We start from the raw sequence: 12783 nt of genomic DNA, 5'->3' as shown, positions 1-12783 counted from the left end.
GGGACAGGCACTCCGGGACCCACTTGAGCATCATTTTGTGCTTAAAATATCTCATTTTTTGGGACAAGTGGGTCCCGGAAGAGCCAGTCCCCATGCCACATGCAAAGCGCTAAACAGATACTAATTATTGAACATAGCCGGGCATCTGTAAAATCCAGCCTTTACAGCTTTCTTTGCAGCCCTGGCTTTTTCTGCCCGCCTGCTCATATAAGCGTAACCCCCTGCCATCTGCCCTGTGTAACTGCATCAGCGGGTCTGCCTTCCTATGTACACCTGGTCGTCCAGGTCCTCCATGAATTCCTCCGGATCCTCGGGCTGATCCGGCACGGTTATGCCGCAGTTGACGTATGGCCTGTAACCGGTGCCGGCAGGGATGAGCCTGCCCACAATGACATTTTCCTTGAGCCCTCTTAACTGGTCCACCTTGCCCATGAGCGCGGCTTCCGTGAGAACCTTGGTGGTTTCCTGAAAGGAGGCCGCAGAAATAAAGGATTCAGTAGTGAGGGAGGCCTGGGTGATGCCCAGGACCACCGGCTCAGCCATGGCAGGATTTTTGCCCTTGCGCAGGCTTTTTTCGTTTTCTTTCATGAAAACAGTCTTTTCCACCTGCTGTCCAACCAGAAAACCTGTATCTCCAGGATCAATAATATTTACCTTCTTGAGCATCTGGCGGACGATGACCTCAATATGCTTGTCATTTATCTGGACACCCTGGAAGCGATAAACGTCCTGCACCTCTTCAACCAGATAGTTGGCCAGATATTTTTCACCCTTGATCTTGAGCATATCGTGCAGATCCGGGTTGCCCTCGGTAATCAGCTCCCCGGACTCCACAAAATCACCTTCCTGCACCGTAATATGCTTGCCCTTGGGTATGAGGTATTCCTTGGGCTCGCCGACCTCAGGTCCTATTATGATCTTGCGCTTGCCCTTGGATTCCGGCCCGAAGGAAACTATTCCGTCAATTTCCGTGACCACTGCCTGGTCCTTGGGCTTTCTCACTTCGAAGAGTTCCGCCACCCTGGGCAGACCGCCGACGATGTCCTTGGTCTTGGAAGACTCCCTGGGTTTTCTGGCAATAATATCCCCTGCCTGCACCTTGTCTCCGTCCTGGACCATCAAAATGGCCCCCACAGGCAGCTGGAATATGGCTTCAGATGATGTTTCGGGTCGCATCTTGACCCTGCCCTTGTCGTCGCAGATGGAAACACTGGGTCTGAAATTGGTGGAGCGGTACTCGGTAATGGTCATGGTGGCCCTTCCGGTGGTCTCGTCCACCTTTTCCTGGTATGTGCGGCCCTCTATTATATCCGAGAACTTGATCCTGCCTTCAATATCAGTGACAAAGGGCTCGTTGAAGGGATCCCACTCCGCCAGCATCTGTCCCTTGCTGACTTTTTCATCAGCCCGGACAAACAGCTTGGCCCCGGTGGGCAGGAAGTATTTTTCCCGTTCCCGGCCCTGATCATCAACTATCTTGAGCTGTCCGCTCTTGCCCATGACCATGAACTCGCCCTTTGTATTTTCCACGGTACGTATCCTGGAAAACACAACATGACCAACATTACTGGCCTTGATATTGGAGCGTTCGATCTCCTTGGATGCGGTTCCTCCAATGTGGAATGTGCGCATGGTCAGCTGCGTACCGGGCTCACCTATGGACTGGGCGGCGATGATGCCCACCGTCTCCCCGACGTTCACCAGGTGTCCCCTGGCCAGATCCCGACCGTAGCAAAGAGAGCAGACTCCTCTTTTTGTCTTGCAGGTCAGAGCGGACCGGATGGAAACAGCATTGATGCCGGCTGCGTCTATTTTTTCAGCATCGTCTTCGGTGATCATGGAGTTGCCGGCTACAATAACCTCGCCGGTTTCAGGATCCAGGATGTCATACATGGCTATTCTTCCCAGAATCCGTTCGCTGAGCCTGGCCTGCACTTCTCCTGCCTTCATGAGATGGGTAAGCTCTATTCCGTCCACAGTGCCGCAGTCAAACTCCGAGACCACTACGTCCTGAACCACGTCCACCAGCCGTCTGGTCAGGTAGCCGGAGTTGGCCGTCTTAAGGGCCGTGTCAGCCAGGCCTTTTCTGGCACCGTGCGTGGAGGTGAAGTACTGCAGAACAGTCAGGCCTTCGCGAAAGCAGGAGATAATCGGGGTTTCGATGATCTCTCCCGAAGGCTTGGCCATAAGCCCCCTCATGCCTGCCAGCTGGCGCATCTGGTCCTTGTTGCCCCTGGCCCCGGAATTGGCCATCATGAATATGGGATTCAGGCTTACATTGCTTTCTTCCCGGCCTGTCTCGGGATCCCTTACAATATCGGTGGAGAGCTTCTTCATCATCTCGTTGGACACATCGTTGGTGGCCTTGGTCCATACATCCACCACTTTATTGTATTTCTCCGTCCTGGTAATGATGCCCTCGTTGTACTGGCGCTCTATTTCGTTGATTGTTTCCTGGGACGTATCAATTATAGTCTTCTTTTTCTCGGGAATAGTCAGGTCCTTAACCCCGATGGTGATCCCGGCCAGAGTGGAATACTCATATCCCAGGTCCTTAATTCTGTCGCAGAGTATGACCGTGGCCTTGGTCCCGGCCCAGCGGTAGGTGTTGCCCACCAGCCTGCCGATGTTCTTTTTGTTTAAAATGCAGTTCACCAGGGAGAAGGGTACATTATCCGGCAGAAGGTCGTTTACGATGATTCTGCCTGTAGTGGTGTCGTGGAGTTCTCCGTCAATGCGCACCTTTATCCTGGCATGCAGGTCCAGATGGCCCGCATCATAAGCGCAGATAACCTCTCCGGGGTCGCAGAATATCTTGCCCTCGCCCTTCTGCATGGAACGGTCCACCGTCAGGTAGTAAAGCCCCAGCACAATATCCTGTGAAGGAACGATAACGGGTTCTCCGTTGGCCGGGGAGAGTATGTTGTTGGTGGACATGATCAGTACACGGCACTCCACGTTGGCCTCTATGGACAAGGGGACATGCACCGCCATCTGGTCGCCGTCGAAGTCAGCATTGAAAGCTGAACATACTAAGGGGTGCAGCCTGATGGCCTTGCCCTCCACCAGTATTGGCTCGAAGGCCTGTATGCCCAGGCGGTGCAGAGTGGGTGCCCGGTTCAGAAGGACCGGGTATTCCTTGACCACCTCGTCCAGGATGTCCCAGACCACGACGTCGCCGCGCTCCACCATCTTTTTGGCGCTTTTTATGGTGCTGGCGTAGCCCTTTTCCTCCAGCCTGGAATATAGAAAAGGCTTGAACAGCTCCAGGGCCATCTTCTTGGGCAGGCCGCACTGGTGCAGCTTAAGATTGGGCCCCACCACAATAACAGAGCGCCCGGAATAATCAACGCGCTTGCCCAGCAGATTCTGCCTGAAGCGGCCCTGCTTGCCCTTGATCATGTCTGAAAGGGATTTCAGGGGCCTTCCATTGGTACCGGATATGGCCTTGCCCCGACGTCCGTTGTCCAGTAGGGCGTCCACGGCCTCCTGCAGCATGCGCTTTTCGTTGCGGATGATTATATCCGGGGCCCCGAGCTCCAGAAGCCTTTTGAGACGGTTGTTGCGGTTGATCACCCTGCGGTACAGATCGTTTAAGTCCGAAGTGGCGAACCGCCCGCCGTCCAGGGGGACCAGGGGTCTTAGTTCCGGGGGAATAACCGGGATGGTCTCCAGGACCATCCACTCGCACCTGTTGCCGGACTCTAAGAATGCTTCTACAATCCTCAGGCGTTTGGCCAGCTTTTTCTTCTTGGTCTGGGAACGTGTGCCTTCTGATTCTTCCCGCAGTTCGGCCCTTAGCTTCTCCAGGTCCAGGTTCATGAGAAATTCCCGGACCACTTCTGCTCCCATGCCCACGCGGACTGCATTTTCCCCGTAAGTCTCCAGGACCTGTAGATATTGCTCCTCGGAAATCACCTGCTTGAGGTTCAGGGATGTCTCTCCGGGATCCAGAACCATGTAGGCATCAAAATACAAAACCTTTTCCAGGTCCGCCATGGTCATGTCCAGAAGAGTGCCGATCTTGGAGGGAAGACTTTTGAGAAACCATATATGAGCTACCGGGGCGGCCAACTCTATATGTCCCATGCGATCCCGGCGGACCTTGGAAGCTATGACTTCCACCCCGCATTTCTCGCAGACTATGCCGCGGTGTTTCATCCGCTTGTACTTGCCGCAATTGCACTCGTAGTCCTTGACCGGCCCGAAGATCTTGGCGCAGAAAAGACCGTCGCGCTCCGGCTTGAAAGTACGGTAGTTTATTGTCTCCGGCTTTTTGACTTCCCCGAAAGACCACTCTCTGACCTTTTCCGGCGATGCCACCCTGATTTTGATTCCTTTTAATTCCTTGCCGGAAATGGTGGAAGTGCTCGAAGACCTTTGAGAAAAAAGATCATCTAGGCTCATAATCCTGCCCTCTTATATGTAAAAAAGTGTTGTCTTTATTCTTGTCTGCTCTGCTCGGCGTCTGCGCGGCATCTATTTCCTGGACTTCTTTTTTTCATCCAGCAGCAGATCCACGTCCAGCCCCAGGGCCATAAGTTCCTTAATAAGTACGTTGAAGGACTCCGGCATTGCCGATTCCAGAAAATTGTTGCCCTTGACGATTTTCTCGTACATATTCACCCGTCCGGCAACATCGTCGGACTTCACGGTGAGGAACTCCTGCAGAAGATAGGAAGCTCCGTAGGCCTCGATGGCCCACACCTCCATCTCGCCCAGACGCTGACCGCCGAACTGGGCTTTACCGCCAAGGGGCTGCTGGGTGACCAGGGAATACGGCCCAGTGGATCTGGCATGGATTTTCTCATCAACTAAGTGATGCAGCTTGAGCATATACATGTTGCCCACTGTTATCCTGTTGTGAAAAGCATCCCCGGTACGTCCGTCGTACAGCACGGCCTTGCCGTCATCGCTCAGGCCTGCTTTCTTGAGCCAGGGCCAGATCTCTTCTTCCTTTGCCCCGTCGAATACCGGGGTCTTGGTAAGAATCCCGGGCTCCAGCTCCCGTACAGCCCTGACGAAACTTTCATCATCCATTTCTGCGGCCAGCCTGCTTATCTCAGGAGAGTTGAATATATCGTCCACTTCCTTTCTAAGGACCCCGACATCTACACCCTGCTCAAGCATCCTGCCCAGCTGCCTTCCCAGTTCCCGGGCCGCCCAGCCCAGGTGGGTCTCCATTATCTGGCCGATGTTCATCCGGGAGGGCACCCCCAGGGGACTAAGGACTATGTCAATGGGTGTTCCGTCATCAAAAAAGGGCATGTCCTCTTCAGGCAGAATGCAGGACACAACTCCCTTGTTGCCGTGCCTGCCGGCCATTTTATCGCCCACGTTGAGCTTTCTTTTGACCGCTACGTAGACCTTGACCATTTTGGTGACGCCGGGAGGCAGGTCGTCCCCCTCCACTACCTTGTCCCTCTTCTGAGAATAGACGTTCTGGATGAATTTGAGCTGTTCTTCGTAAAGCTTAATCAGGTGCTCGATGGCCTCGTTCACTTCCTTGCTGGCAAATGATCCGGCAAGTTTTTTCAGAGGGATCCTGTCCAGGTCTTCTCTTTGCAGGGTGCTGTTGGCCTCTGCCAGGACCTGTCCCTTCTTGCGGCCCATGATGGTCTGGGCCAGCCTCTTTCCGGAAACCACTTCCCAGATCCTGTCCCTGGTTTGGGCGGTGAGGCCCTGGACATGCTTTTCCTCGCTCTGGGCAAGCCTGTCCAGCTCTCTGTCCTCGATTATCCTGGTACGCTCATCCTTTTCGCCTGAGCGCCTGTTGAAGACCTTTATATCTATAACCGTACCCTCGATCCCGGGCGGAACCTTGAGGGAGGTGTTCTTGACGTCCCTGGCCTTGTCTCCGAATATGGCCCTGAGCAGACGCTCTTCCGGGGTAAGCTGGGTCTCCCCTTTGGGGGTGATTTTGCCCACCAGGATATCATCCTGCTGTATCTTGGCCCCGATCATGATGATCCCGCTGTCATCCAGGTACTTGAGCATGTCTTCGCCCACGTTGGGTATATCCCTGGTAATCTCCTCGGGTCCCAGCTTGGTATCCCTGGCAATGACTTCAAACTCCTCTATGTGTACAGAAGAGAATACGTCATCCTTGACCATGCGCTCGGAAATGAGAATGGAGTCCTCAAAGTTGTATCCACACCAGGGCATGAAGGCCACGGAAAGATTTTTGCCCAGGGCCAGTTCGCCGTCTACGATGCTGGGCCCGTCCGCCAGAACATCCCCGGCCTTGAACCTTTGATCGGGCAGCACCCTGGGCCTCTGGCCGAAGCAGCTGTTCTGGTTGGACTTGTGGTATTTCTGCAGATCATAGCAAACAGTGTCCTGGGAAGACTTGTCCGGGGGTTCATCATAGCTGACTATGACCTTATTGGCATCCACATAACGCACGATGCCGTCAGCCCTGGCAATCTCGCAACTGCCCGAATCCCTGGCCACCAGTCCCTCCATTCCTGTTCCCACCAGTGGACGTTCCGGCTTTAAAAGAGGCACGGCCTGGCGCTGCATGTTGGAGCCCATCAGTGCCCTGTTGGCGTCATCATGCTCCAGGAAAGGTATCAGGGCCGAAGAAATGGACACGATCTGGGTGGGAGAAACATCCATCAGGGTAACCTCGTCCCGGGGCATGAGATTGAGTTCGCCGTGTATACGCGAAGTAATCAGTTCCGAGGTGAATCTGCCCTCCTCATCCACGGGTGCATTGGCCTGGGCAATGACTTCGTCTGCTTCCTTGGATGCATCCAGGTATTTGACCTCATTGGTCACCATGCCGTCCTTTACAATGCGGTAAGGTGTTTCAATGAAGCCGAAGTCATTGACCTGGGCATGAGTGGTAAGGGATACGATCAGTCCAATATTGGGGCCTTCTGGTGTCTCAATGGGGCAGATGCGGCCATAGTGGCTGGGATGTACGTCGCGCACCTCGAAACCGGCCCTTTCCCGGGTCAGACCGCCCGGTCCCAGGGCTGAAAGCCTGCGCTTATGAGTCACCTCGGACAGCGGGTTGGTCTGATCCATAAACTGCGAAAGCTGCGAAGTGCCGAAAAACTCCTTGAGCACAGCTGTCACCGGCTTGGGATTAATAAGATCGTGGGGCATGAGAGTGGCTACTTCCTGCAGGCTCATACGCTCCTTCACCGCTCTTTCCATGCGCACCAGTCCGATGCGGTACTGGTTTTCAACCAGTTCTCCCACCGGGCGTACCCTTCTGTTGCCCAGATGATCTATATCATCTGCAGGACCGTGAGAGTCCTTGAGCTTTATCAGGTGCTTCACCACCCTCAAAATATCCTCGTTGGAAAGGGTCCTGTAATCCGTGGGCAGATTGAGCCCCAGTCTGGCATTGAGTTTGTATCTCCCCACAGGGGAAAGATCGTAATAGTCCGAATTGCGAAACAGGTTGTCAAAAAAGCTGGATGCAATTTCAGGTGTGGGAGGAGAACTGGGACGAAGCCTTTTGTATATTTCCACCTGAGCTTCGAGTTGATCCTGTGTCTTGTCAAGCTTCAGGGTATCCCGCAGGGAGGATGAAACATCCTGACCCCCTGTGTAGAGGATTTCAACATCCTCGATACCCGACGCAAAGATTTTGTCCACGACGTCCTGTTCCAGCGCATCCCCCACCTCTGCCAGGACTTCCCCTGTTTCAGGGTGTACCAGGTCGTGGGCCACAAACTGCTTGGGCAGGATCCCTGGATCGATCTCCATATGTTCCTTGGCCTTGGCCATCTGCCTCCAGACTCTCTTGGTCACGGGGCGACCGGCCCTTACAAGGACATTGCCCTCACTGTCCAGGATGTCCTTGTAGGCTATCTCTTTCCTGAAATGCGAGGACCTGACTTTGCGATAGACTTTCTGGTCCTTGAATTTCAGCTGCTCACGGTCATAGAAGTAGTTCAGGATGTCCTCCTCGCTCATGCCCAGGGCCTTGAGCAGGATGGTCACATACATTTTGCGGCGTCGGTCTATGCGCACGTATAAAATATCCTTGGGATCGAACTCAAAATCCAGCCATGAACCGCGCATGGGGATGATTCTGGAACTGTACAGGACCTTGCGGCTGGTATGCGTCTTGCCGGAGTCATGCTCGAAGATTATCCCCGGGGACCTCTGCAGCTGATTTACAATTATCCGCTCTGTACCGTTTATTATAAAAGTGCCCTTCTCCGTCATCAAAGGCAGGGTCCCGAAATAGATATCCTGCTCCTTGATATCGCGGACTGTGCGATTACCGCTTTCATCATCCACATCGTAGACTATGAGCCTGACCTTGATACGAATAGGGGCCTCATAGGTCAATCCTTTGGAGAGACACTCGGCCACGTCGTACTTGGGCTGATTGATTTCATAGCTTACATACTCCAGAGTGGCGGATTTGTTGAAATCCTCAATGGGAAAAACAGATCGAAACACCGCCTCCAGACCCTGGTCCTGGCGGTTCATGGGATCTGCTTCCTCCTGCAGGAAATTCATATAAGAATCCAGCTGGAGCTTTAAAAGATGCGGAACATCCAACCCGTATTCAATTTGACCAAAGTTCTTGGTAAATAGTCCCATTTTCTCCTCGCAGAATTGATTAAATCGTATCTGTTCAGCGCTTTATCATGTGGCAGGGAGACTGGCTCTTCCGGGACCCACTTGTCCTGGAAATCGAGTCATTTTGAGCACAAAATGAAGCTCAAGTAGATCCCGGAGCGCCTGTCCTCTGCTTTCCTTAGCAGCGCTAAACAGATACATTAGATCCTGTCCGACTTGTATCACCACAGCTGGACAGGGACAAATGCCCGGTTAAAAATCCTTGTAAACCGCATAAGACCTTTCTTTAACATGTATTAAAGGAAGGGCTTATACAATTTATCGATGTGAAAATATTTATGTAGCTGCCCTCTTTGGCAGGTGCTTATATCAGCCAGACAGCTGCTCATAAGAACTGTTCCCAGAAAATAAAAGAATTCAGAGGACACAGTTATCCATTTGGTGCTGTGCCCTCTGAATTAAACTTACGGTGCTGCGGCCCCTGAGGGCTGCAGGCTGTTTTTATTTAACTTCAACAGTTGCGCCGGCTTCTTCCAGTTGTTTCTTTGCTTCTGCTGCATCATCCTTGGACACGGCCTCTTTAATGGGGGAGGGCAGTTCGTCAACCTTTGCCTTGGCTTCCTTGAGTCCAAGGTTTGTAAGGGCCCTGACAGCCTTGATCACTCCAATCTTGTTGGACCCTACATCCTTGAGAACTACGTCGAATTCTGTCTGCTCTTCCTCTTCCGCTGCGGCCTCGCCTCCACCGGCTGCCGGGGCGGCGGCCATGGCGGCCACGGGAGCTGCAGCAGACACGCCGAACTTGTCTTCAAGCTCTTTAATGAACTCCGAGAGCTCCAGAACGGTCATATTGGAAATAAAATCGATCACTTGTTCCTTGGTAATATCAGACATTGATTCCTCCTGAAAAGTTTTTTGCTTTGGCTCGTCTTAACTGGTTTCCTTCTGTTCTTTTATTGCCTCAAGTGCATTCATCATATTGCGAATGAGATTGGCGAACAGGGAAACAAAATTGGTAGGCACCGCGTTCATTGTCCCCAGCATTTTGCCCAGCAGCTCTTCACGGCTGGGAAGTTCTGAAAGCTCCTTCATGGAGTCTGCTTCCAGGTACCTGCCCTCCAGGCTGGCAAAGCGGGTTTTGAACTTCTTGCTCTTTTTTTCAAAATCAACCAGGACCTTGGCCGCTGTCACCGGGTCGTCATAGCCGAAGGCTATGGCGCAGCAGTCCTTGAACCTGTCTTTAACATCAGCATGAGGGGTCTCTTCAAAAGCTATCCTGGCCAAGGTGTTTTTCACCACCCTGAACTCTATGTTTTTGTCCCTCAAGGTACGGCGAAGCTGGGTCATTTCTTCGACCTTCATGCCCTGAAAGTCGGTGACCACGGCTATGACCGCCTTGTTTGCCTGCTGATGCAGATCCTGAATGATTTTGCCCTTGTCGTCTCTGTGCAGCACTTTATCACCTCTCTTTATACTATAGTATAAGAGCCAAAGCTGTCTCGACAGGAAATTAAGGGCTGCTGCCCGCCTGTTGTCTCTGACTCTCTAAAATATGTCGTGCAGAAAAAAGTTATTTCAGCAGGCCTCTGAGACTGGTTGAGTCAACCTTCACCCCAGGCCCCATTGTTGTGGACAGGGCCAGTCCTCTGAAATAAGTGCCCTTGGCAGTTGCGGGCTTGAGTTTTTGCAGGGTTTCCACCAGGGCCTTCAGATTGTCCCTGATCTTGTCCGGGCCGAAAGACACTTTGCCCAGCGGAGCATGAATGATGCCTGTACGGTCGACCTTGAAGTCTACCTTGCCCGCTTTGAGCTCTTTGATGGTATTGGCCAGGTCAAAGGTTACCGTGCCTGTCTTGGCGTTGGGCATAAGTCCTCTGGGGCCCAGCACCCTGCCGATCTTGCCCACCTGGGCCATCATGTCCGGCGTAGCCACTGCCTTGTCAAATTCCAGCCAGCCGCCCCTGATTTTTTCCACCAGCTCTTCTCCGCCTGCAGCATCAGCACCGGCTTCAAGGGCTTCATTTTCCTTTTCACCCTTGCAGAAAGCAACCACGCGTACATCCTTGCCCAGGCCGTGGGGCAGGCTGCATGCTCCGCGAACCATCTGGTCTGCATGCTTAGGGTTTACGCCGAGCCTGACTGCTACGTCCACAGTCTCGTCAAATCTGGCAAAGGAAGCCTCAATGGCCATGCGCACAGCATCGTCCACAGGAAGCCTCTCGGTGGTATCAACATTCTTTCTGGATTCAATATATCTTTTTCCGCGTTTTGGCATAGCCTCTATCCCCTTGGAAGTTACTTTTCTACTTCAATGCCCATGCTTTTTGCAGTACCAACAATGGTTTTCCTGGCGGCTTTCATATCACTGGCAGTAAGATCAGGCATCTTGACTCTGGCGATTTCGTCCACCTGTTCCTGGGTTACCTTGCCCACCTTGACCTTTTTTGCCTCACCTGTTCCCTTGTCCAGCTTGGCTGCCTTCTTGAGCAGCACCGGAGCCGGGGGGGTCTTGGTAATGAATGTGAAAGACCTGTCCTGGTACACGGTTATGACCACAGGAATTATCATTCCTTTGTCTTCCTGGGTCTTGGCGTTGAACGCCTTACAAAATTCCATGATATTTACGCCGTGCTGTCCCAGAGCCGGTCCAACCGGAGGTGATGGATTCGCTGCTCCACCAGGAATCTGCAATTTGATTTTCGCCTTTACTTTTTTGGCCATTTAAATCCTACCTCTTTTGTCAGCTTTTGGATACCTGTACAAAATCCAGCTCAACCGGAGTCTGTCTGCCGAATATGGACACAGAAACCTTGAGTTTTCCTTTGTCGTAATTTACATCTTCTACCACGCCGTTAAAGTTGGCGAAGGGACCATCGACAACCCTGATCTCGTCGCCCCGGGCAAAGTGAAACTTGGGTCTCGGCTGCTCTTTTCTGGACTGCACTGTGGACAGGATTTTATCCGCCTCTGCATCCGTAATGGGAGAAGGCTTGTTTTTGCTGCCGATAAACCCGGTGACTTTGGGAATGGATTGAATAAGATGCCAGGATTCGTCGTTGAAGACCATCTTTACCAGCACGTACCCGGGAAAAAACTTGCGGGTTGAGGTCTTTTTCTGGCCCTTTACCAGTTCTACGACCTGCTCAGTGGGAACCACGATTTCTTCAATGAGCCCCTTGTCCTGGCCGGTGCGCATCATTTCTTTGATGGTACGCTCCACCCGCTGTTCATAGCCGGAATAGGTATGTATGATATACCATCTGGGTTTTTGAGCTGTTTCTTCCATAAAATTGATTACCAGCCTGCTGATATTGTCCCTCTTGCACAGCAGCATTATTTTGACTGCTGAATCTTTACTTCCGGGATCTGTAAATAAATGATAAGTGTCGGGCCTGTGAATTGTCCTGGCGGTGTTTGATGGCCGCAGCAGGTGATTGGACAGCGTTATGGAAGAATGAGCGCTACCAGTCTGGAAAATATAAAATCCGCAATCCCCAGATATATGGACACGATAATAACCAAGGCAACAACTGCCAGAGCTGTACTCAAAGTCTCCTTGCGGGTGGGCCAGGTGACTTTTTTCAGTTCTCCCTTGACCTCTTCCAGGTACTCTTTGGTGTGCTCATACTTGGCTTGGAGATTTCCTTGCGGCTCTGTTGTTTCTTTTTTCTTTTTTTTGGTCATCCGGTATCACTCAATGAGTTGTGGCAGGCCAGGAGGGACTCGAACCCCCAGCCCTCGGATTTGGAGTCCGATGCTCTGCCAATTCGAGCTACTGGCCTGCATTATATTAAGCTACTTGCTTTCCTTGTGCGGCAGGTGTTTGCCGCAGAACGCGCAGAACTTTTTCAACTCCAGCTTGGAGGTTGTGTTCTTTTTGTTTTTGCAGGTAGCATAATTCCTTCGCTTGCACCCGCTGCATGAAAGCAGGATATTTACACGCATATCTTTACTCCACGATTTCCGAGACCACGCCTGCGCCAACGGTGCGGCCGCCCTCGCGGATGGCGAACCTCAGGCCCGGATCCATGGCTATCGGAACTATCAGATCCACATCAAAAGTCGTGTTGTCCCCGGGCATGACCATCTCCACTCCGTCCGGCAATGTCACTACACCGGTCACATCAGTGGTCCGGAAATAAAACTGCGGACGGTATCCGGAAAAAAACGGGGTATGACGACCACCCTCTTCCTTGTTCAATATATACACCTCAGCCTTGAAACGACGGTGAG

10 protein-coding genes and 1 tRNA gene are annotated in these 12783 nt (G+C 52.4%); all 11 read right to left on the bottom strand.

All coding sequences use genetic code 11. The features are described from left to right. Nucleotides 1-246: 246 nt before the first annotated feature. Nucleotides 247-4407 (bottom strand): DNA-directed RNA polymerase subunit beta', encoded by a 4161-nt coding sequence (rpoC, locus tag D5S03_RS12640; protein WP_008871712.1) that lies wholly within the window; start codon nt 4405-4407, stop codon nt 247-249. Nucleotides 4408-4479: 72 nt separating this feature from the next. Continuing rightward, a complete protein-coding gene (rpoB, locus tag D5S03_RS12635; RefSeq protein ID WP_008871713.1) occupies nt 4480-8571 on the bottom strand; it encodes a DNA-directed RNA polymerase subunit beta in 4092 nt (1363 codons plus the stop codon). A 480-nt stretch (nt 8572-9051) separates the two neighbouring features. Further along, nucleotides 9052-9444, bottom strand: coding sequence for a 50S ribosomal protein L7/L12 (rplL, locus tag D5S03_RS12630; protein ID WP_008871714.1), 393 nt, complete (start codon nt 9442-9444; stop codon nt 9052-9054). Between the two features lie 36 nt (nt 9445-9480). Next, nucleotides 9481-10002, bottom strand: coding sequence for a 50S ribosomal protein L10 (rplJ, locus tag D5S03_RS12625; protein WP_040419444.1), 522 nt, complete (start codon nt 10000-10002; stop codon nt 9481-9483). 118 nt (nt 10003-10120) lie between these two features. Further along, complete coding sequence (gene rplA, locus D5S03_RS12620; protein WP_008871716.1) at nt 10121-10825, bottom strand: 50S ribosomal protein L1; 705 nt, start codon at nt 10823-10825, stop codon at nt 10121-10123. A gap of 20 nt (nt 10826-10845) precedes the next feature. Continuing rightward, nucleotides 10846-11271 carry a 50S ribosomal protein L11 gene (gene rplK, locus D5S03_RS12615; RefSeq protein ID WP_287044274.1) on the bottom strand — a complete coding sequence of 142 codons (426 nt, stop codon included), beginning with the start codon at nt 11269-11271 and terminating at the stop codon, nt 10846-10848. A gap of 19 nt (nt 11272-11290) precedes the next feature. Then, entirely contained in the window at nt 11291-11836 is a 546-nt protein-coding gene (nusG, locus tag D5S03_RS12610) for a transcription termination/antitermination protein NusG (protein WP_040419446.1), read from the bottom strand. A 158-nt stretch (nt 11837-11994) separates the two neighbouring features. Next, entirely contained in the window at nt 11995-12234 is a 240-nt protein-coding gene (gene secE / locus D5S03_RS12605) for a preprotein translocase subunit SecE (RefSeq protein ID WP_008871719.1), read from the bottom strand. Nucleotides 12235-12255: 21 nt separating this feature from the next. Continuing rightward, a tRNA-Trp gene (locus D5S03_RS12600) sits at nt 12256-12332 on the bottom strand. Nucleotides 12333-12345: 13 nt separating this feature from the next. Beyond that, entirely contained in the window at nt 12346-12495 is a 150-nt protein-coding gene (rpmG, locus tag D5S03_RS12595) for a 50S ribosomal protein L33 (protein WP_008871720.1), read from the bottom strand. Nucleotides 12496-12499: 4 nt separating this feature from the next. Continuing rightward, on the bottom strand, nt 12500-12783 hold a 284-nt coding region (locus tag D5S03_RS12590; protein WP_502697123.1), incomplete at its 5' end, for an EF-Tu C-terminal domain-related protein.

Source organism: Desulfonatronospira sp. MSAO_Bac3, from assembly GCF_003838035.1.
Classification (GTDB): domain Bacteria; phylum Desulfobacterota; class Desulfovibrionia; order Desulfovibrionales; family Desulfonatronovibrionaceae; genus Desulfonatronospira; species Desulfonatronospira thiodismutans.
Note: the sequence above shows the minus strand (reverse complement) of the source record. Positions and strands in the feature narration are given on the sequence as shown.